The 20,188-nt window shown below is 43.5% G+C and carries 17 protein-coding genes and 2 pseudogenes; 13 read left to right on the forward strand and 6 right to left on the reverse strand.

Going from position 1 to position 20,188, the window contains the following annotated elements; genetic code table 11:
* Nucleotides 1–114 precede the first annotated feature (114 nt).
* The 5 genes from E6W40_RS09320 (at nucleotide 115) to E6W40_RS09340 (ending at nucleotide 5,998) form a co-directional block, all read left to right on the forward strand.
* On the forward strand, nucleotides 115–2,415 hold the full coding sequence (locus tag E6W40_RS09320; protein WP_136605228.1) for a glycoside hydrolase family 95 protein: 2,301 nt from the start codon (nucleotides 115–117) through the stop codon (nucleotides 2,413–2,415).
* Between the two features lie 151 nt (nucleotides 2,416–2,566).
* A complete protein-coding gene (locus E6W40_RS09325; protein WP_136605229.1) occupies nucleotides 2,567–3,190 on the forward strand; it encodes a deoxynucleoside kinase in 624 nt (207 codons plus the stop codon).
* On the forward strand, nucleotides 3,187–3,840 hold the full coding sequence (locus tag E6W40_RS09330; protein ID WP_136605230.1) for a deoxynucleoside kinase: 654 nt from the start codon (nucleotides 3,187–3,189) through the stop codon (nucleotides 3,838–3,840). Before E6W40_RS09325 ends, E6W40_RS09330 begins: the two co-directional genes overlap by 4 nt.
* A gap of 51 nt (nucleotides 3,841–3,891) precedes the next feature.
* Nucleotides 3,892–4,176 carry a hypothetical protein gene (locus tag E6W40_RS09335; protein WP_136605231.1) on the forward strand — a complete coding sequence of 95 codons (285 nt, stop codon included), beginning with the start codon at nucleotides 3,892–3,894 and terminating at the stop codon, nucleotides 4,174–4,176.
* A 370-nt stretch (nucleotides 4,177–4,546) separates the two neighbouring features.
* The gene (locus E6W40_RS09340) at nucleotides 4,547–5,998 is read left to right on the forward strand and encodes an LTA synthase family protein (protein WP_246072931.1); all 1,452 of its coding nucleotides are present in this window, start codon (nucleotides 4,547–4,549) and stop codon (nucleotides 5,996–5,998) included.
* A gap of 26 nt (nucleotides 5,999–6,024) precedes the next feature.
* Here the strand turns inward: E6W40_RS09340 and E6W40_RS09345 are convergent, their stop codons facing one another.
* Together E6W40_RS09345 and E6W40_RS09350 are read right to left on the reverse strand one after the other, a co-directional pair.
* Nucleotides 6,025–6,963, reverse strand: coding sequence for an aldo/keto reductase (locus E6W40_RS09345; protein WP_136605233.1), 939 nt, complete (start codon nucleotides 6,961–6,963; stop codon nucleotides 6,025–6,027).
* Between the two features lie 26 nt (nucleotides 6,964–6,989).
* Nucleotides 6,990–7,991 carry a Gfo/Idh/MocA family protein gene (locus E6W40_RS09350; RefSeq protein ID WP_136605234.1) on the reverse strand — a complete coding sequence of 334 codons (1,002 nt, stop codon included), beginning with the start codon at nucleotides 7,989–7,991 and terminating at the stop codon, nucleotides 6,990–6,992.
* 123 nt (nucleotides 7,992–8,114) lie between these two features.
* Here E6W40_RS09350 and E6W40_RS09355 point away from each other — a divergent pair, with 123 nt between their 5' ends.
* A complete protein-coding gene (locus E6W40_RS09355; protein WP_136605235.1) occupies nucleotides 8,115–8,954 on the forward strand; it encodes a helix-turn-helix transcriptional regulator in 840 nt (279 codons plus the stop codon).
* Nucleotides 8,955–9,487: 533 nt separating this feature from the next.
* Nucleotides 9,488–10,183, forward strand: a pseudogene (locus E6W40_RS09360) (aspartate/glutamate racemase family protein).
* 354 nt (nucleotides 10,184–10,537) lie between these two features.
* Here E6W40_RS09360 and E6W40_RS29970 read toward each other — a convergent pair.
* Nucleotides 10,538–10,728 (reverse strand): annotated as a pseudogene (locus E6W40_RS29970) (ABC transporter ATP-binding protein); the annotation flags it as partial.
* 384 nt (nucleotides 10,729–11,112) lie between these two features.
* Between E6W40_RS29970 and E6W40_RS09370 the strand changes: the two are divergent.
* Genes E6W40_RS09370 through E6W40_RS09380 form a run of 3 tightly spaced genes read left to right on the forward strand, consistent with a single transcriptional unit; the run spans nucleotide 11,113 to nucleotide 13,462 of the window.
* Complete coding sequence (locus E6W40_RS09370) at nucleotides 11,113–11,673, forward strand: GNAT family N-acetyltransferase (RefSeq protein WP_136605236.1); 561 nt, start codon at nucleotides 11,113–11,115, stop codon at nucleotides 11,671–11,673.
* Nucleotides 11,674–11,706: 33 nt separating this feature from the next.
* Complete coding sequence (locus tag E6W40_RS09375) at nucleotides 11,707–12,567, forward strand: ABC transporter transmembrane domain-containing protein (protein ID WP_136605237.1); 861 nt, start codon at nucleotides 11,707–11,709, stop codon at nucleotides 12,565–12,567.
* Entirely contained in the window at nucleotides 12,551–13,462 is a 912-nt protein-coding gene (locus E6W40_RS09380) for an ABC transporter ATP-binding protein (RefSeq protein ID WP_136605238.1), read from the forward strand. Before E6W40_RS09375 ends, E6W40_RS09380 begins: the two co-directional genes overlap by 17 nt.
* A gap of 107 nt (nucleotides 13,463–13,569) precedes the next feature.
* Here E6W40_RS09380 and E6W40_RS09385 read toward each other — a convergent pair whose 3' ends face one another.
* The 3 genes from E6W40_RS09385 to E6W40_RS09395 form a co-directional block, all read right to left on the reverse strand.
* The gene (locus tag E6W40_RS09385; protein ID WP_136605239.1) at nucleotides 13,570–14,037 is read right to left on the reverse strand and encodes a hypothetical protein; all 468 of its coding nucleotides are present in this window, start codon (nucleotides 14,035–14,037) and stop codon (nucleotides 13,570–13,572) included.
* Between the two features lie 68 nt (nucleotides 14,038–14,105).
* Nucleotides 14,106–14,756, reverse strand: a complete 651-nt coding sequence (locus E6W40_RS09390) for a TetR/AcrR family transcriptional regulator (RefSeq protein ID WP_136605240.1) — start codon at nucleotides 14,754–14,756, stop codon at nucleotides 14,106–14,108.
* Nucleotides 14,757–14,898: 142 nt separating this feature from the next.
* Nucleotides 14,899–15,828: an L-lactate dehydrogenase gene (locus E6W40_RS09395; protein WP_136605241.1), complete on the reverse strand. Its 930-nt coding sequence runs from the start codon at nucleotides 15,826–15,828 to the stop codon at nucleotides 14,899–14,901.
* A 676-nt stretch (nucleotides 15,829–16,504) separates the two neighbouring features.
* On the opposite strand from E6W40_RS09395, the gene E6W40_RS09400 reads away from it, so the two are divergent.
* From E6W40_RS09400 to E6W40_RS09410, 3 genes are read left to right on the forward strand one after another with little or no spacing between them, the layout of a single operon-like run.
* Nucleotides 16,505–17,242: a hypothetical protein gene (locus E6W40_RS09400; RefSeq protein WP_136605242.1), complete on the forward strand. Its 738-nt coding sequence runs from the start codon at nucleotides 16,505–16,507 to the stop codon at nucleotides 17,240–17,242.
* A 12-nt stretch (nucleotides 17,243–17,254) separates the two neighbouring features.
* The gene (locus tag E6W40_RS09405; RefSeq protein ID WP_136605243.1) at nucleotides 17,255–18,943 is read left to right on the forward strand and encodes a vWA domain-containing protein; all 1,689 of its coding nucleotides are present in this window, start codon (nucleotides 17,255–17,257) and stop codon (nucleotides 18,941–18,943) included.
* Nucleotides 18,944–18,968: 25 nt separating this feature from the next.
* Nucleotides 18,969–20,108, forward strand: a complete 1,140-nt coding sequence (locus E6W40_RS09410) for a toxic anion resistance protein (RefSeq protein WP_136605244.1) — start codon at nucleotides 18,969–18,971, stop codon at nucleotides 20,106–20,108.
* Nucleotides 20,109–20,188: the final 80 nt, after the last annotated feature.

Consider the following 20,188-nt stretch of genomic DNA (forward strand, 5'->3'; position numbering starts at 1 on the left):
CGTTTGATGACGAAAGCATAATAGGCAGTCATGGCTATTACTTAACTGCATGTTATTAATGGAAAGAAAATAAACCGACAATCGGTAAATATACAAATGAGAGGGTGCAGATGAATGGGCGCGAAATTAAAGCTGTGGTATGACCAGCCTTCCACGCTTCCAGCAGCAAAAGAGAATTCGGATTGGAACCGGGCATTGCCTATCGGTAATGGAAGAGTGGGAGCCATGGTTTTCGGAAATTACCCCGTTGAGCGAATCCAAATAAACGAGGAATCCATCTGGGCAGGTCCACCTGTACCGGTCCATCAACATGGAGCGAAGGATGCCCTTCTGCAAGCCAGAGAGCAGATGTTTGCTGGAAATTATGAGGAAGCTGAGAGATTGATCCAAGAAAAAGTATTATCTCCCCATACAGGGCCAAGAAGCTATCAGCCGTTCGGTGATATTTGGCTTCAGAGCAACGATTGCGATGTTCAAGAGCTTGGCGGTTATCGGCGAGAGCTTCATTTGGATACGGCGTTAGCGTCTGTTACCTATGTTCAGCAAGGTGTTCGTCATTACCGTGAGACCTTCGTAAGTGCTGTTGACGAGGTTTTGGTCATTCGGTGGACAGCGGAAGCACCAGGACAAATACATACATCGATCCGGATGACGCGGGAAACGGATGCGGCAGTTTCAGGAAGAAACCATAACATATTAATTGTTGAGGGTCAGGCGGCCCATGGTTCAACACATCAAGGCGTGAAATTTATAGGTGTCTTGAGAGCAGTTACAGAAGGTGGAACATTAGAACGGGAAGGTGGAGAATTACGAGTATGCGGGGCTGACAGTCTGACACTATATCTCGCTGTACGTACCAATTATCATTTCAAAAATCCGATGGAACCGCTGAGCCATGACTTGTCTGCCCAATGTGAATCCGATCTCGAAAAGGCATTGATTAAACCATACCATGAATTGAAGCATGATCATATAGAGGCGCATCAACGTCTGTTCCAGCGTGTACAACTGCAGCTTGATGCGAACGATCCGGATGCCGCTATGCATGAGACATTACCGACTGATCGTAGATTGGCTGCCTTTCAAGAAGGCCGAAAGGACGCGGATTTGGCCGCATTGTATTTCCAATATGGAAGGTACTTGCTGATATCCTCCAGCCGGCCGGGCAATATGCCTGCCAATCTGCAGGGGATCTGGAATCCGCTGATGGAAGCTCCATGGGATAGTGATTATCATCTTAACATCAATCTCCAAATGAACTACTGGCTGGCACAAGTAACGAATCTCTCCGAGTGTCATCTGCCGTATTTTGATCTCTTGGAGGGATTGGTGGAACCGGGAAGAAAGACCGCTTCGGAGGTGTATGGCTGCCGCGGATTTGTAGCGCATTATACGACGGATGCTTGGCTGTTTACAGCGCCGCTTGGCAGGATCAGCTATGGCATGTGGCCGATGGGAGCGGGGTGGTGCGTCCGGGACTTTATGGAATACTATCGGTTTACGGGGGACAAAGCCTTCCTCAGAGAGCGTGCATATCCCATTCTGAAGGAAGCGGCTCTTTTTTTCCTGGACTGGTTAGTCAGACATCCTGAGTCCGGTTTATGGGTATCCGGGCCTTCTTCTTCACCCGAAAATATGTATTTTTCACCCGAAGGAGCTAAAATCGGCTTATGCATGGCTCCGGCAATGGATCAGCAAATTATCCATGAGGTGTTCGTCAATGTCATCGAAGCGGCTGCTTTATTAAATATAACGGATGACTTTATAGTTCAAGTGTCGGATGTCATGAAAGAATTGGCCATGCCAGGTATAGGGACTGACGGAAGAATTCTGGAATGGTGTGAAAATGTGGAGGAAGTAGAGCCCGGACATCGGCATATTTCGCATTTGTATGGCCTGTATCCTGGATCACAATATACCTTTGAGGATTCTTCAGAGTATATGACAGCAGCACAAAAAACACTGGAGTACCGCTTATCACACGGCGGGGGGCATACGGGATGGAGCAGGGCGTGGATTATCAATTTCTGGTGCCGTCTGAGAAATGGTGCACAAGCTCATACCAATCTGGAAAGCCTGCTGAAGTTCTCCACGTTGCCTAATTTATTTGATAACCATCCTCCGTTTCAAATCGACGGTAATTTTGGAGGTACAGCGGGAATTGCCGAAATGCTGGTGCAAAGCCATACCGGAGTTCTGGAGCTGCTGCCTGCTCTTCCTCCGGAATGGAGGGACGGCTCGGTAAAGGGACTGAGAGCGCGCGGAGGTTTCGAAGTCGATCTGGAGTGGAAGGATGGAGAAATAAAAGAATTCAGGATCATATCATTTCAGGGCAACATGTGTAAGGTTAGATGGAATGATCAAGTGAAAGAATTCGGAACTATTGCGGGAGAAGTTTATTTCCCAATGAAATAATGTGGATATTGCAATCAGCAAGAAAATGCCCCTGGATGCACATCCTGAGGGCATTTATTTCATGGAGTGTTTTTTACTATGAGAAAACGAATGCAAGTGATACAATTAATTAGTCTTTTTTTAAAAGCATCGGGGGAGGAAATCAGCATCAATGGAACATGTACCATTTATTGCAGTTGAAGGTCCGATCGGAGCAGGGAAAACAACGCTGGCTTCGATGCTTGCGGACCAATTGAAGTTTCCTGTTATCAAGGAAATCGTTGAAGAAAATCCATTTATCGATAAATTTTATCAGAACATGGATGATTGGAGCTTTCAACTTGAGATGTTCTTTCTCTGCAATCGTTACAAACAGCTCAAGGACACGGTAAGCGAGTTTATTGATCAAGGGAAGCCTGTCATCTCGGATTATCACATTTATAAGAATCTTATTTTTAGCGATAGAACCCTGAAAGGGATCGAAAGGGAAAAATACCGGGAGATTTTCCATGTCTTAACGGATGATCTACCGAAGCCGAATGTCATATTTTATATTAGAGCAGATCTCGCGACACTCTTAAAACGAATTGCCAAACGGGGCCGTTCTTTTGAAGAGGACATCGACCAGAACTATTTACAGCAATTAATCGAAGATTATGATGCTGCGATGGCATCGCTTGCGATCCGTGAACCAGCCACAAGAATTATTACCATTGACGGGAACACGGTTGATTTTGTAGAGAACAGAGAACATTTTGAAGAGATCGCCTCTCATATAAAGGAGCTTATGGTATGAATCAATATAATATCCCGGATCATGCAATCATTACGGTAGCAGGAACCGTTGGCGTCGGCAAATCGACATTAACTGCCGCGCTGGCAGAGCAACTGGGCTTTAAAACCTCGCTGGAGCAGGTTGACCACAACCCGTATCTGGAAAAGTTTTATCATGATTTTGAGCGCTGGAGCTTCCATTTGCAAATTTATTTTCTAGCGGAGCGTTTTAAAGAGCAAAAGAAGATTTTCGAAATGGGTGGAGGCTTTGTCCAGGACCGTTCGATTTATGAGGATACCGGTATATTTGCTAAAATGCATGCGGATCAAGGAACGATGACCAAAACGGATTATGAAACGTATTCGAGCCTGTTTGAAGCTATGGTTATGACGCCGTATTTTCCTCATCCGGATGTACTTATTTATATTGAAGGCAGTCTGCCATCCATTCTGAACCGAATCAATGAACGCGGCCGTGAAATGGAGATTCAGACAGAGGTATCCTATTGGGAACATATGCACGAGAGATATTCGGTCTGGATTAATGAATTTACAGCTTGTCCTGTGCTGCGTTTGAACATTGATGATTATGATGTCCATGACCCAGCGTCTATGTCTAATATTTTGAAGCTGGTAGGACAGAAAATTGGCAGTTCTGCAGCGATAATTTAAAAGAAAAGCGGATAAGATTAGGGTATTTGAACAAATCATAGGAGCTGATTCATGAAGACGTTTATGATTATCAGTCAAATCATTTATTTGTTGTTTATTTTACCGTGGCTCTTTATTTGGGGGATATCGTTTATGGGGTTTGACAGTGGGGTCAGCGGCGGTGCTATTGCTCTTGTGACGATTATTGGTGTGTACCCACTGGTTGCAATCGCATGCTCGATCATAGCCTGGGTGTTGCATAAGCGGAAGACTCGTACGGCAGTCCTTATAAATTTAATTCCTATGCTGTGGGTCGTGGGCATTGGCGGTCCTGTCCTGTATATTAATTTGTTTTAATGAACAAAATCATACGTATTATGTGCTGCAAATAGTAAAATCCCGTCCGGATCTCCTGGCGGGATTTTTGAATTAGTAATTAGTTATTTGGTTTCGCAACCTGAATTAGGCGTAAAAGGTCGTGCTCTCTTCACTAGAGTCACAAGTTAAATAGCCATTATTTTTATCTAGGATCATGTTTACGATGGACAATCCTAATCCGGAACTTTGCTTTTGGATGTATAGTCCTCCTGTGATCATGTCTCTGAACTGCGCTGATTGATTTCATCCCTAATCGGGTTATTGGAAATCATCTTTGGGCATCCTGTATACGGAAATAATAGCGGATATGACCATCATAATCCTAATCAGGGGAGCGATAGGAAAGATCATGCGTAGAATAAATATTCGAATTTCTGCCGGTATTCTTCTCATACTTATAATCGCCATTTGTACAGTAGCCTATCTTAAACGTCATGATGATGAACAGAGTAACAAATCTCCTCAAAAACAGCTTACCATTAAGCAAATGAAGGAAAAAGAGATTATCTTGAAGACACAAAATCATCTCAATCAAGCTTACCCCTATAACCAAAATCAGACTGCTGGCAGGAAGACCTATTTTGGAGTGGGGAGAGGTTACAATCTGATTATGGTTCAGTTTGAATCCATCCAAAATTTTGTGGTGAATTCATCGATCCAAGGTCAAGAAGTGACTCCGGTTATGAATAAGCTCGCTGCGGAGAGTTTGTATTTTCCTTATATATTTCAGCAGATCGGCATAGGGAATACCTCTGATGCAGAGTTTATTAGTAATACCTCCATCTATCCGATCGGGTCGAACCCCATGTCTTCCAAATTCGGGAACCGGAAGCTTTCGAGCATGGCAAGACTGATGAAAACCAAAAATTATACTACGAGCACATTTCACGTCAATGATGTGAGCTATTGGGATCGGGATCAATTATACCCTGCTTTGGGATTTGATACGTATTATGATCGACCTTATTTTCAACAAGAAAAGTTCAATAAATTTGGAGCTTCGGATGAGGAGCTGTACCGGGTAGGTGTCAGCAAGCTAAAGACTTTGAGTACGCAACGAAAAAAATTCTATAGTCAGTTTGTCACCGTTTCGAGTCATTCTCCTTTTGTGATACCAAAAGACAGAAGGAGGCTGCAGCTTCCTCAGAAATTGAGTGATAGTCGGCTGGAGAACTATCTTGTCGCGATTAACTATGCAGACTATGCCCTTGGAACTTTTATTGACGGACTTAAAAAGGAGGGCCTGTGGGATAAGAGCGTATTTATCGTTTATGGTGACCATTTTGGCCTTCATAAAAAGTATCATGATCCGAAGGAAATTAATGAGGCACTAGGAATTCCCTATCATAAACAGATCAGTACCTTCAATGTACCCGTGATAATTCATCTGCCCAAACAGCTCAGCGGAAAAGTAATTAATCGGACTGGAGGACAAGTCGATATTCTCCCGACACTTGCCAATATCATGGGTATTGATCTCAAGAGTGAAGGATTCACAGCATTTGGGCATGATCTATTGAATGTGGGCCATAATATTGTTGGGATGCGTTATTATTTGCCGACGGGGTCTTTTTTTAATGATGAGATTCTTTTTGTTCCTGGCAAAGAAGGGTTTAGGGATGGAGCGGCAACGTCGATCAAAACCCTAAAGTCCGTCAAAGATATTACGCCATATAAATTTGAATACGATTATATCATGCAATGGATGAAGCTCTCTGACAGATATGTAAAGCAGCTGCCTATCCGGCAGGATATGAAGGAAATGGAGCCTCAAAAGCAAACAAACCCGCCATTGAAATAATGGCGGGTTTGTTTTATTTTTTCTTGTCACAGTTTATCTTTCGTAAGATCAAGCCAATCGAGCTCATCTTTTGTGAGATGAATGAGCGAGCCTTCGTCACAGGAACGAAGCTCCTCAGCTGACTGAGCTCCGATCAGAGCGCAGGTCGGATAAGGCTGATTCAGTACATAGGCAAGGGCAATTTGAATGGCCGTGACCTGTTTGGTCGCTGCCAATCGCTTGGCACGCTCAAGTCTCTCCCAGTTGTCATCATTATAGAAGACACGGACAAGGTCTGCGTTATCACGAATGTCAGGCGTAAACCTGCCTGTGAAAAATCCCCGAGCTTGTGATGACCATGAAAATAGCGGTAATTGTTCCTTCTCATGCCAAGCACAAGTCTCCACGTCTGCGGAAACACATCCGGTCCAGAATGGTTCATTGGGTTTGGCAAGGCTGAGATTAGGACTGCTGAACGAAAATCCCGCAAGTTGATGCGCCGCCGCGTATTCATTCGCTTCCTGTATGCGCTGCCAAGTCCAGTTGGACACACCGATTGCTCCAACAGTGCCGGCCTTCACATATTCATTGAGGGCCTCAATAACCTCACCCGCCGGAACATTAGGGTCATCGCGGTGCAGCGCGTAAAGATCGATAAAATCCGTCTGCAGCCGCTCAAAGCTTTTCGTGATATCATCACGGATATGCTGCTCGCTCACGCGCGGACCGTTCTGGTCATGATGGGCTCCTTTGGTCAGGATAACAAGCTGGTCCCGGTTGCCTCTCTCCTGCATATAGCGACCGATCACTTCCTCGCTTTGGCCGCCGCAGTAAATGTTGGCTGTATCGATCGAGTTGCCGCCAATCGCCATAAAAGAATCCAGATTGGCTGCAGCTTTATCATAGGAATCGTGAAAAAAGTAATCTGAACCCTTCATTAGCCGCGAAATAGGCTTCTGTAGACCTTGAACGGAAATATATTCCATAGTGACGCCTCCTTGTCAGATGGTTTTTATAGAACAACCCTGATATGCTCACGGGCAGATACCAGACACGCATCAATGACCTTCATGTTATGTATGGCATCCTGCGTATCGAAGCGCAGAGGTGTTCGATCATGAATTGCACGGGCAAGATGATCGGCCTGCTCTGTGTATGCATTGATATCCTGGACATGGATTTCCTTGCGTTCGCCTCCGCCTCCGGCAGATATAAAGAAATTACCACTGCCCGGGGAAGGAGTAACAAATGCAGAAGGGACCTCAATGATTCCTTCGGTTCCAAGCACCTCAAGCGGATTACGGGATGCTGCCCACATACCGCAATCAAAGGAGAGGGACACATCACCGAATTCAATCAATCCCGAAGCCATCATATCCACGTCGCCATGGTCAGGAGAGAAGAGGGCATTTACCGTAACCGCATCCGGTTCTTTGCCGAGGAGCAGTCTTGCGGCATTAATCGGATAGCAGCCGACATCATAGATGGAACCTCCGCCCCAATCCTTCCGGAACCGGACATTGCCTGTATTACCAGAACTGTTAAAAGTAAAAGCGCTGCGTATTCCCCGTAGTTCTCCGATTGCTCCCGAATCGATTAAATCCTTTATCGCATCGTACCGGGGATGATAACGATACATGAATGCTTCGGACAAATAGACACCGGCTTTCTCAGCGGCCTCAGCCATCTCAGCGGCTTCGGCTTCTGTCAAAGCAAGCGGCTTCTCACACAGTATATGCTTACCTGCTTGGGCAGCCCGAATGGTCCATTCCTTATGAAGATGATTGGGGAGCGGTATATAGACAACATCAATGGATGGATCTTCCAGAAGGGCTTCATAGCTGCCATATGCATTAGGAATGTGGAGCTCACCCGCCGTTTGTTTGGCTTTGTCCAGATCTCTGCTTGCGATCGCAGCAACCTCATTTAATTCGGATAAATGCACACCGGGAATGACTGATCTCTTTGCGATGCTGGCGCAGCCGAGTATACCCCATTTCAACTTTTGGTTCATTATTTCCATCACTCCTTAGCTGATTTATATGATGATATTGCGATTATAAAAGATTGAATTTAAAATTAAAATGATATTATTTTGCTTTCCGATATAACAATATTGTCATCCAAAGGAGAAATGATGAAGAGACAGATCCATCTGCTAACACTACCACAAATGCCCTTCTTCTGTTTTCCGGAGTCTGTGGGCATTTATCAGAATGACCCGGAACACAGCGTATCTCGGAAGGCAGGAGCGATGAATAACTTCAACATTCATTACGTAGCATCAGGCAAGGGATATGTGGAGATCGACAACATCGTTCATGAACTGCGCGCTGGCGAAGCGGTGCTATATTTTCCCATGCAGCAGCAGAGGTATTACAGCAGTGAAGATGATCCGTGGGATATCCGATGGTTCCATTTCTATGGGAATGGACTACAGCATTACTTGGTGGAGAGAGGGTTTCATACGAGTTTATTGTGGACGATACGTCAGACAGACCTGTATGAGCAGGCGCATGAAGCTCTTCTTCAAGAGGCTGAAAAGCATCGGATGCTGCATCCGGCGCATTTGTCCACGCTTACCTATGCATTAATCAGTGCATTTGTAGAACAGGCCGTCGCATTAACAGGCAGCAAATCCAATACTTCCAACAGCCGTATTTTAGAGCTCCTACCATTGATGCAGCAGGAAGCTGTGAAGCCTTTCAGTCTGGAGGACTGGTCTGGAAGGCTGGGAGTTAGCAGCTATTATTTTTGCAAATTGTTCCGCAGTGTGATGGAGATGACTCCAATGGAATTTATCACTCGCTGCCGGCTTCAGGCGGCTAAGCAGTGGCTTTTGGAACGAAAGGAGACAACCGTAGGACAAATCGCGGAGGAGGCGGGATACCCAAGCGTCAGTTATTTCAATAAAAGGTTTATGGAGCATGAAGGGATGACTCCGACTGCTTATCGCCGGCTATATGGGATTCATTAACATTATTTCCGGATTACTTTTTTGGGACGGTTCTATTTGCACATGAAGCGCAAATGCGAACGGAGGTTTCGTAGCATCTTATCCGATTACAGCGAATAACGTTGCTGGAATCACTATTATTGGTGCGGTATCTGTAAATTTTTATCCTGCAGATATGATTTTCAAATCACAGGTTGGTGTATAGACACAAATGCACAATTGCGATTTGTTGAACTCAACTGCAGGGAAAATGGAACTTTTAACGAGGTGATGGATGCTAAATGGATGTAATAATGGAATTCCTTTTTAGCGATTCGTACTTACTTGTTTATCTAAAGCAAAAGGTTAATTCGCATAACGGGTACAACAGAGGTCATATTTGGTGAGTTCGGGTAAAGGCTAGTCGCAACGGTTAAGATTAGATTTCTCAGAGCTTTATTTGTTGAATATTTATATACCTTTCTCTCTTTGTTATACTTAAATGATGTTGTACGTCAGAAGATAAGAAATCAATATAAAAGTTTTTTATCATATACTGCAAGGGGAACTGTAAATTGAAAACAATCGGAATGCTCGGTGGTATGAGCTAGGAAAGTACCGTACTATACTATCAGATTGTGAATGAAGTTGTTAAGAAAGAACTAGGTGGATTACACTCAGCAAAAATCTTGATGTACAGCGTGGATTTTGCTGAAATTGAAGAATGTCAGGCGAATGGCGACTGGAATAAGAGTGCGGCCATTTTGTCTGAAGCAGCACAGAATTTGCAAAAGGGCGGAGCCGACTTTATCGTCATTTGTACAAATACCATGCACAAAGTCGCTCCGCAAATTCAAGCGAATATTGATATTCCCATTATTCATATTGCTGAAGCGACAGCAAACGAATTGTTACAGCATAAGATTCAAAAGGTTGCGCTGATAGGTACTAAGTACACCATGTCACAGGACTTCTATAAAAAGAAACTGATTGATTCGGGGATTGAAGTCCTGATTCCGAACGAAGAGGAAATAGAAGTGGTCAACGACATTATTTATCATGAGCTGTGTTTGGGAACTGTTTCTAAACTGTCTAAGATAAAGTATCTTGATATTATGGAACGACTTGCATCGCAAGGAGCCCAAGGTGTAATTTTGGGATGTACTGAAATCGGATTACTTATTCAGCAAAAAGACACTTCATTACCAGTCTTTGATACGACACAGATACATGCAGAAATAGCAGCTAAGTTAGCAATAAGTAAATTTTAAACATTATATTAGTTATTTTTTAAAATACCCGAGGGCATTTATATATTTCGGAAATTTTGGCCATAGCAAAAGAGCTCGATTTTCTTTACCAATGAAATTTCAATTAAATAATGTGCTAGTATGGTTCGTGAGATCAGACCTATGATAATCAAGAGGTTTTCGTCATGGGATAATTTGTGGGGATCACATTCAAGCGGCAGACCAGGATGAGGGGTCTGCCGCTGTGTCTTGGTGAATTTTATATTTTTTTCAGTTTCAACATTTAATTTAGAATAACAAGTAGTATTCTTCTAGTTTATCTGTACTCATATTTTTAACTGCATGTTGTAGAGGTTCGCATAGGTTGCGCCTATGGGCAATACTCAGTCTTTGCTTTTGACCTCCAGACAATTTCACACCGCGTTGTCCAATATCTGTCTCATATCGTCCGGTAACTCCATGATAAAGCCATGTGTATTGGCCTTTTGGGCTGCCTAAATAATTTCTTCCAGAGTTGCATCCGTTTTCCCGTAACGTATGTTGTCCATGATGTTTCCTGCAAATAACTATACATCGAAGAGGGTTTCACTTTTATATCCTTCTTTTCGGCTATACACAAATCGTTCGTTCTCGTATGCGAACTTTCTTTGTTCAACATGCTCATTCGTAAAAGATTGTACAACTATGCCTGACAGGATATCTTCAACCTGGGCATTGATCAATGATTTCTCCTCTATATGTTTGGAGGGGTACGCTCCATATCATTAAATACCTGTATCCGCTGCGAAACTTTTGAACGTTATCTGTATCCGATAATGTACCGTGTACGTTATTTGTTTCGTTGACAGCACAAAGTATCCACGGATACGATTGCGGTGTGCAGATATTCAATATTTTAGAGTGAAATCTATGAAGAAGGATTTATATTACTACGTGTAGGGGGTTATCCATTGAGCGATTCCATTTTGCCTCAATTAGTCATGATTCACGAACAGTTATCTCTATTACCTGAAATTTCAAATTCAGAACCGTATCGCTTGGCCGCTTATCAACCTGGTCATGAGGCAGCATGGGAAGCGATTATAGGGGAATCTTTCCAATCTCCATTTTCTTTCGAGGAATTTATGAAAAAGGATGTGGAATTCAGACCCGAACGGATCATTATTCTGTGGAAAGGAGATCAACCGGTGGCGACGGCTTCCGCCTGGCATCAAGCAAAACTCGGCAGCGATATGGGATATCTTCATATGGTCGGCATCATGAATGCTTATGCAGGACAAGGTCTTGGTCAGAAAATCACCCATGCTGCCTTAATCCAAATGAGAAATGACGGAGGGATAAAAGCGCTGCTCAATACGGATGATTTTCGAATATCTGCCATCAAGACCTATCTCAGACTCGGCTTCGTTCCGAAGCTCTCGCATGAGAGCCATGGGCCCAGATGGAAAGAAATAGCCAATCAGTTGCAAGATCCTGAAATGAAAAGAACCATAGCAGCGAGGAGAAGCTGATTTATTAATAAGAATCATGAATAGAGGTGTTGCATGAACAAAGAAGGTACTTTTTTTAGATTATTAAAATACATGGGCAGATACAAGCTGCTGTATGCCGGGCTGATCATTACCATGCTTGCGAGCATTGTGCTGGATCTGTCCGTTGCCTGGTTCTTGTCAATCATTACAAATGCAGCAGTGAAATTTGAAGTAAACCGCTGGCCTATTCTGATTCTCATGGGTGTGGGAATGCTCATTTGCATAAGCCTGATTGCTTATTTCGATACATATCTCAAGCAAAAAGCATCACTGAAAATTAGAAACGATATCCGCCAGGATACAATGGAGCATGCTTTACGTCTACCCCAATCCTATTACGACCAGCATCATACCGGCGATTTGCTTGCTCGTTTTACAAGCGACAATCACGCGGTAGGTGAAGCGAGCGGCAACGTGATTATGGCTTTGCTTAAAAATCCGCTGCTTGCCCTTTGCGCTTTTATTTATTTGCTGAGCATTCATTGGCCTCTTGCATTAATCACGATATCCATAGGTCCGCTCATGATTTTAGCCGGGAAAATGTTCGGTGAGGTCATGAGAAAGAAGGGCATACACCTTCAGGAAGCGATGGGAAGGACAACCTCTTTTCTGCAGGATGTTCTCGGTGCCAGTATTCTATATAAAATATTTGGCCTTGAAAAGAAAATAGCCAATCAATATCGACAGTACAGCTCAGAAATTTCAGAGATTGAGCGTAGTCAGGGCAAAATCCAGGGGGCTGCGAATTCGGTATCGCAGGGAATTGCTAATCTAACCTTTATCATTGCGATTTTGCTTGCCGGTTTTTTTGTTGCCAAAGGGAGCCTTGAGGTGGGGGCCATGATTTATACAATTGATGAACTATTTGGTTAACCCGTTTTCCATGCTTCCTGCTTTGTGGTCCGGAATGCAGCAGGCTTTAGCCGGGGCTGAACGGATATTTCAGGTGATTGATTTCCCTAAAGAGTATACTGAGCTTCCGCAGGAAAGCCACGCCAAAACATCATTCAGCGAATTGGCTGTTTCCAATCTCGGATTCTCCTATACGGATTCTGTTGACGCCCTCGCTCTTCGTGATGTTCGATTCCATGTGTATGCAGGTCAAACGATTGCGATAGTGGGAACCAGCGGAGGAGGCAAATCCACGTTATTTAAACTGCTGATGGGACTATATATCCCCACGACCGGAACGATCGAGATTGATGGGAGGGACAGAGAGGCTATAGGATTACGGGAATACAGGAATTATTTCTCTCTGGTTCCGCAGGAGTCCGTTCTTTTCACGGGATCAATTCGGGATAATATAATGGATGGCAGCCCGTCGGTGAATGAGCAGCAGATGATTTCAGCTGCCAAACAAGCCAATGCTTATGATTTTATTATGAAGCTGCCCGATGACTTCGAGACGGAGATTGGGGAAAGAGGTTCCAGACTGTCCGGCGGCCAGAAGCAGCGGATTGCAATTGCAAGAGCTATTTTGAGGGATGCACCGATACTTCTACTTGATGAAGCTACGTCTGCGCTGGATAATGAATCCGAGAGGGTTGTGCAGGATGCATTGACAAAGTTGATGGTTGGAAAAACGACGCTCGTCATTGCGCATCGTCTGTCAACTGTACAGAATGCGGATTTGATATTGGTGATGGAAAATGGGCAGCTTGTGGAAAAAGGCACGCATGACGCGCTGCTGCTGGCTGGAGGAAGATATCATACCCTTTACCATTCCCAGATGGAAAAAGATGAGCATAGGTTAGTGATGGAAGTATAAATAGGAGATCCCCCTCAAATGTCTGACCCATTAGACTCTGAGGGGGATTTTTATGTTATGGCCTAGTTATGCAGTACAAGTCAAACAGTAATCATTATTTTGCTGTGTTAATTTAGAAATTGTATAAACATATCTGGGTTGGTTCGTATATATTGACTAATCCGATGAAGGCTATCATCAAATGCAGCACAGAATTTTTCGAATAAGGGAGTGATTCCTGTTTGTAAAGTTTCCGGCGGGGACGAGGTAAGAGCCGCTTCGGATTCTTTAAGAATTTCTATCAGAGTGGCTTCTTCAAAAAAACGTAAACCTGCGTTGATCCCTGACCAATAGTCGGGTTCTTGCAAAACATAAGTCATCCATAATTGATAATCCTGCTCGGAATTCCTGGCAGGGTAGAGCAGTCTGAACATGAACAAGGATTGCTGGGCTTTATTCAGTTTGTTAATCCTTTCTGTCTTCAAAGATGGATGCTGACCACGAACTTGTTGGATTGTTGGCTCAATACAAGCCATCATAAGCCCTACGCCATCCAACTCTTGAAATTCCTGCCTTGAAAGTTCTACTAACAACATATTCACTCTCCTCGATTTTATATTATTTTTAATTGATTTATAAGTCAATCTAAAAAGTAAAAAAAATTCTAAGGTTTTATTACGGCTACAGACGATTCAATGATTTGATTCAGCACTTTATTCAGTTGATCCGTTACATCTGCTTCAGGAATTCCTTGTGATTCGAGCTCCTGCTTCGTTTGATCCAAATAAGCCATGCCTTGGGAAACAGATCCCCAAAATTGCATAGCCATCAAATGGGCATCTCCTTGTCGAATCATATCTTGAGCGATTCCTTTTTCTATGGTTTTGGTCATCTGCTCCATAAAACTCTTGACCCATTTGAATGGTGAAATTTCATCGGGACTGTACAACAAATGCAGGTCCAGGCCAATCCTCATGTAGAAACGGGAAATTTCCGGTCTTATGATGACACGTTCGCATACGATCCTGGCATAGCTGCTGAACAGCTCAAGAACAGGTATTTCCTGCTCAAAGAATGCCTTGGTATATTGCTTGGATTCTTCCATCATGTATTCATAAAGTTCACGGAACAAATTTTTTTTGTTCTTGAAATAGTAAAAAGCAAGTCCGTGCGCAAGACCGGCTTGATTCGCGATATCCGCCATCTCGGAAGCCGCATAGCCTTTATCGACATAAACACGGATAGCTGCATTCAGAATTTCTTGCTTCCGTTGTTTGCGTATTTGTTCATTTTGTTCCTTTGTACGAGGAGACATAGACGACTCACCTTATTTCTTTGACTGTAGGGTGCTTGTCGAAATTATAGAAAATACAAACTTTGTTGTCAATCGTTAGACATTGGGCCAGATGCGTTTAATAACGGATCGTGCAGCTATGCTGCAACCTCTTTTGACATCATCATATCAGGTTAGCAATCTGTTCCTTCAGCTTATCAGCCGATGCATGGAATTGCGCCAGTTCCTGGTCGTCCAGCTTCAGATCTAGGATTCCCCGTACACCTGATCGATCTACGATGCAAGGAACGCCCATATATACATCCGACACACCGTTGTAGTTGGTGAGGAGCGTTGATACATTAAGTACCGAGCTCTCATTTTGCAAAATGGAAACAATGATCCGGTCAAGCGCTAACGCAATCGCGTAGGAGGTAGAACCTTTTGCATTGATAATCTCATAAGCAGCATTTTTTGTCCGATTAAAAATATCCTTGCGTTCTTCATCCGTAAATTCGAGTCCGATACCCGCGACGTTGGCAATACTCCAGAGGGGAAGCTCCGAATCCCCGTGTTCACCAACGATGTGGGCATGAATGCTGCGCGGATTGATCTGTTTATTCTGGCCAATCAAATACCGGAAACGTGCGCTATCGAGTAGAGTACCTGATCCGATAACCCGATGCACGGGAAAGCCGCTCTTTTTAAGTGTGACATAGGATAGGATATCCACCGGATTCGTGGCGACCAGAATGATGCCATGATCATTGAACTTCACGATGTTCTGAATGATATCGTCAAAAATAGCTGTGTTCCTCTTTAACAGATCCAGACGGGTTTCTCCAGGACGTTGATTCGATCCGGCGGCTATGACAATGATATCCGCATCCTTACAATCACTGTAATCGCCGGCCCACAGTGTCACTCCCCCCGCAAATGGAAGACCATGGTTCATATCGAGTGCTTCCCCCAGCGCCTTTTCGTGATTAGCATCAATCAACACCATCTCTGATACCCGCTCCCGCAGGAATAAGGTATACGCGGTTGTCGAGCCAACGGCTCCCGTTCCGATTATAGCGACACGCGTAGGGCGTTGTGGACCAATAGAAGCCATTTTTATCTCTCCTTCGATGAATGTTCGTTTTATCCATATTAGCCATCTCTAATATAAAACTAAACATACCTTTGTTATTTGAATAATGAACTAGGTGATACAAAAATGCCAATATTGGCGAAAAGCACAAAATTAACATAAAGAGATATTTTGCTGAGCAAATGTCCTTTTTCGGTTCAGCCGAACAGCAGAGAGCAAATAAACCGGGCATTTGCATATGATGAAATCAGGCTGCAAAAGAATCTGATTTTTTTAAATGTTTCTTATCACCTCATCTCCTGACATATGGTACAATTTTCATGTTGCAGTGTCTTTACATAAAAAGATGTAGACATTACAGCATTTTACTTAAGGCGGAAAATTGTAGCGTGATTCTTTATAGAGTAGTCCGATTACAGAGCAAGCCTTTAAAGAATGTAATGAAATGAAATATAACCGTTATAGGAGGGAAAGACAAAATCGAAATCGAATGGAACCGATCCGGGAATACAACGTAGGTATAATGCAGTGATACCGGATTCTCATCGGCTTTGAGATAAGCGTGGACTGGAAATCTTATGATGCCGATAACAAGGTGCAAGCGCAAGCATCCGGTTCTGAATTGTATGTATATGATAGTGGCGCAGAACCACTTATTTACTTCCGGATCCTTATGGAGGTAGAGGAGGAGTAAGTATTGAATCAAACGAAGTACATAAAACTTGTGGGTCTTATACTAGGTGTTTTGGTTGTGAATATCCTAGTGCTCTCGCCCGGATTCTTAGGGGTGGAAATAGGCAGAAATGCTCTCTCTACAGCATTTGCAATAACATTACTGATCGCCAGCGCATTAGTGCTTCTATATGGGAGCTATGTCTTACTTTTTAAACAACCCGTTGTTTTGCCTGTAAAAGAAGTAAAAACACATGAGGATTATGTGGAGGCATTGAATCATTACAGACATGTAAAGACGCTTGAGGAAGACATAACCTTTGCCTTAGAGCAGTTGGAACGGTTGAAAAAAAAGAAGGCCACTTTGCTGAATGTTCTAAATCAAAGATTTGATGCTTCGGAGTTAAGTTACAAGAAGTTTGATTCCGTCACGTATGAGGTAGAAAAGCTATTCTATCTTAATGTCAGAAGTATCCTGAACAGGCTGGGTGTTTTTGATGAGTCGGAGTATATGAGTGTCATGAGCCAAAAGTCCACAAAGTTTTCCAAGGAGCTTCTTCAAGAAAAAAGGAACGTGTACAACGATTATCTGTCTTTCATGAAAAGTTCTCTGGATACAAACGAGGAAATTTTGTTGAAACTGGATAAGCTGCTGCTCGAAATATCCCGCTTGGATAGTTTTGAGCCGGGGGATATTGATAATATGCCTTGTATGCAGGAGATCGACTCATTGATTAAGCAAACCAAATACTATAAGCAATGAGAGGTGCAAAGAATGGCAAAAAAGAGTAAGTTTTTTCTTATATCCGGCATCATTTTAGTTGTCGTATTTGTTCTTGTATATGTGGGAGTCACCCTAACCTCAAATTTAGGGAAGACCAAAACGCAGGTGACCGCGGAAGATGCAGCGAAGCGCTTAAACAAGCTTTACTCCAATATCTCGGTGTCTATGGACACGCCAATCAAGGGACAAATCGACCTTAATCCGGTAGATGTGGCTGACTCCCTGCCGGAAATCTCCAAGTTCCCGATTACGGTGAACAACACGACGAATAATTTTGTGGAGATTTTCTCATCCCCTGAAAAGGGAGGTACTGGCGTTGACGGTTGGTTAACCGAAGTAGCTACCGAGTTTAACAAGGCTAATATCAATGTGAACGGAAAACCAGCGTCTGTTAAGATTCGTAATATCGCATCCGGAACGGGCGTTGATTATATTAAATCCGGCAAATACATACCCGATGCGATTACACCTTCCAATGAATTATGGGGCGAAATGATCAAGGCCAGCGGCGTAAAGACTCAGCTCGTTACTAAACGGCTTGTCGGAAATGTTCCGGGGATTGTGTTATCGAAGGCAAAATATGATGCATTAGTAGATAAATACGGATCTGTGAATGTCAAAACAGTGACTGAAGCGATCGCAAACAACGAGTTTTCCATGGGATATACGGATCCATTTGCCAGCTCTACAGGCTTAAACTTCCTTGTAACTGCGCTTAATACATTCGACAGCTCGAATATATTGGGTGATAAAGCCGTTCAAGGGTTTGAGAAATTCCAGGCTAATGTACCATTTACCGCGTCCACCACCATCCAAATGCGCGATGCGGCTAAATCGGGAATGCTTGACGGGTTTGTTTTGGAATATCAGACGTTTGTTAACGCATCGGACTTGAAGAGCGGTTATGTTTTCACTCCTTTTGGTGTGAGGCATGACAGTCCGCTGTATGCTTTAGGCGATTTGCCTCAGGAGAAGCTGGATGTCATTAAGAAATTCGCAGACTTTGTTGCTCAGGATAAATATCAGAATACAGCAAAAGAAAAGGGCTTTAATAGTCTGGAAGAATACAAATCAGAACTGGCTGTAGTGGATGGCAACCTTCTGTCTTCCGCTCAAAAGTTATGGAAAGAAAAGAAGAATGGCAATAAAGCCATTGCAGCAGTATTTGTAACGGATGTTTCAGGCAGCATGGCGGGTGAACCATTGAATCGCTTGAAAGAATCTCTGCTCAAGGGTCAAAAGTTTTTAGGACGAGATAATAGTATTGGACTTGTTTCTTATTCGAGTGACGTAACCATTAATTTGCCGATTGGAAAATATGACACGAACCAGCAGTCCATGTTCGTCGGAGCCGTGGACAGTCTCCAAGCGAGTGGAGGTACGGCTACATTTGATGGGATCGTGGTCGCGTTAAAAATGCTTGAGGATGAGTTAGCTGTAAATCCAACGAGTAAGCCTTTAATCTTCGTGCTTAGTGATGGGGAAACCAATGAGGGACATACGCTAAAAGACATCAAGAGCTTAATTGAGACCTATAAGGTACCCATATATACGATCGGTTATAACGCCAACATAAAGGCGCTTCAAAGTATTTCGAGTATTAACGAGGCGGCTAGCATTAATGCAGATACCGATGATGTCGTCTACAAGATCGGAAACTTGTTTAACGTCCAAATGTAATCAAGCCTAATAAAGGAGGAATACGATGTCATTTTCAATGGAAGTAGCAAGCCCGGAAGAGATTAAGGCAGCGATTGAACAAGAAGTAAAGCCCGTTCCTGAGGAAGTCGCGAAGCTGCAGGAGCTGGCAGACTCTAATGTCGCAGCGATTATGGATCTTGATGTTGAATCGCTTGAGAAGCGGAAAGAGATTCTGCAATCCATCGATAGTTTTGGCCTAAATACAATGAAAATATCCTCGGATAAAAATGCGCTGCTTCAGGTTTCAGTTGGTAAACTCTCGAAAACGGGTGATGAGGGCGGGGATGTTGCCAAAGGGCTGACTGAATTGAATATCCAGCTGAGAGACTTGGACCCAAGCGTAGTAGACTTCGCTAAAACGGGATTTCTCGGCAAGCTCTTCAATCCGCTCCGTGCATACTTTCTTAGATTCGAGAAGGCGGATAGCGTCATTGCAGATATTGTGATTTCTTTGGATAAAGGAAAGCAGACACTTAAAAATGACAACACAACACTGGAGATTGAGCAGCAGACGCTTCGGGATTTGACTAAAAAGCTTCAAAAAGAAATTCAGCTCGGGGGATTGATGGACGAATCGATTGAATCGCAAATCGAGGCGGCCAAAGCACGTAATGAAAGCCCCGACAAAATCCGTTTCATCACGGAAGAAGTGTTATTCCCGCTCCGTCAGCGGGTTATGGATCTGCAGCAGATGCTGGTAGTCAACCAACAGGGGATCATGGCCATTGAAGTTGTCATCAGGAACAACAAAGAACTGATTCGCGGAGTAGATCGCGCTAAAAACGTAACGGTCTCCGCGCTGAAGATTTCCGTGACTGTAGCAAGTGCTCTTTACAATCAAAAGATTGTCTTGAAGAAAATCGAACTCTTAAATCAAACCACGAATGAGCTGATTTCCAGCACGTCCAGAATGCTGAAAAATCAAGGGGCAGAGATCCAAAAGCAAGCACTTCAAAGCAGTATCTCAGTAGACACATTAAAACAAGCCTTTTCGGATGTGCTGTCAGCGTTGGATTCCATCAGCACCTACAAGCAGGAGGCTCTCCCTAAAATGCGGGATACCATTAATCAGTTCCGTGAAATGGCGGATAGTGGTGAAAAGCAGATTCAGCGATTGGAGAAGGGCCACAAGCTAGGTCTATAAGAGAATTTTTACAGCATAGATACCAGAACCCCCATAATCGCAGATTATGGGGGTTTAATGTTTTCCAAATCAACGATATA

This window comes from Paenibacillus dokdonensis (genome assembly GCF_004916975.1).
In the GTDB taxonomy this organism is placed as follows: Bacteria; Bacillota; Bacilli; order Paenibacillales; family Paenibacillaceae; genus Paenibacillus_AQ; species Paenibacillus_AQ dokdonensis.

Excerpts from the sequence above, each read along its gene's own strand:
- E6W40_RS09395 (WP_136605241.1), bottom strand. The coding sequence starts at position 15,828 with ATGGCTTCTATTGGTCCACAACGCCCTACGCGTGTCGCTATAATCGGA.
- E6W40_RS09405 (WP_136605243.1), top strand. The coding sequence starts at position 17,255 with ATGGCAAAAAAGAGTAAGTTTTTTCTTATATCCGGCATCATTTTAGTT.
- E6W40_RS09410 (WP_136605244.1), top strand. The coding sequence starts at position 18,969 with ATGTCATTTTCAATGGAAGTAGCAAGCCCGGAAGAGATTAAGGCAGCG.
- E6W40_RS09335 (WP_136605231.1), top strand. The coding sequence starts at position 3,892 with ATGAAGACGTTTATGATTATCAGTCAAATCATTTATTTGTTGTTTATT.
- E6W40_RS09345 (WP_136605233.1), bottom strand. The coding sequence starts at position 6,963 with ATGGAATATATTTCCGTTCAAGGTCTACAGAAGCCTATTTCGCGGCTA.
- E6W40_RS09350 (WP_136605234.1), bottom strand. The coding sequence starts at position 7,991 with ATGAACCAAAAGTTGAAATGGGGTATACTCGGCTGCGCCAGCATCGCA.
- E6W40_RS09330 (WP_136605230.1), top strand. The coding sequence starts at position 3,187 with ATGAATCAATATAATATCCCGGATCATGCAATCATTACGGTAGCAGGA.
- E6W40_RS09380 (WP_136605238.1), top strand. The coding sequence starts at position 12,551 with ATGAACTATTTGGTTAACCCGTTTTCCATGCTTCCTGCTTTGTGGTCC.
- E6W40_RS09385 (WP_136605239.1), bottom strand. The coding sequence starts at position 14,037 with ATGTTGTTAGTAGAACTTTCAAGGCAGGAATTTCAAGAGTTGGATGGC.
- E6W40_RS09355 (WP_136605235.1), top strand. The coding sequence starts at position 8,115 with ATGAAGAGACAGATCCATCTGCTAACACTACCACAAATGCCCTTCTTC.
- E6W40_RS09325 (WP_136605229.1), top strand. The coding sequence starts at position 2,567 with ATGGAACATGTACCATTTATTGCAGTTGAAGGTCCGATCGGAGCAGGG.
- E6W40_RS09375 (WP_136605237.1), top strand. The coding sequence starts at position 11,707 with ATGAACAAAGAAGGTACTTTTTTTAGATTATTAAAATACATGGGCAGA.
- E6W40_RS09340 (WP_246072931.1), top strand. The coding sequence starts at position 4,547 with ATGCGTAGAATAAATATTCGAATTTCTGCCGGTATTCTTCTCATACTT.
- E6W40_RS09390 (WP_136605240.1), bottom strand. The coding sequence starts at position 14,756 with ATGTCTCCTCGTACAAAGGAACAAAATGAACAAATACGCAAACAACGG.
- E6W40_RS09320 (WP_136605228.1), top strand. The coding sequence starts at position 115 with ATGGGCGCGAAATTAAAGCTGTGGTATGACCAGCCTTCCACGCTTCCA.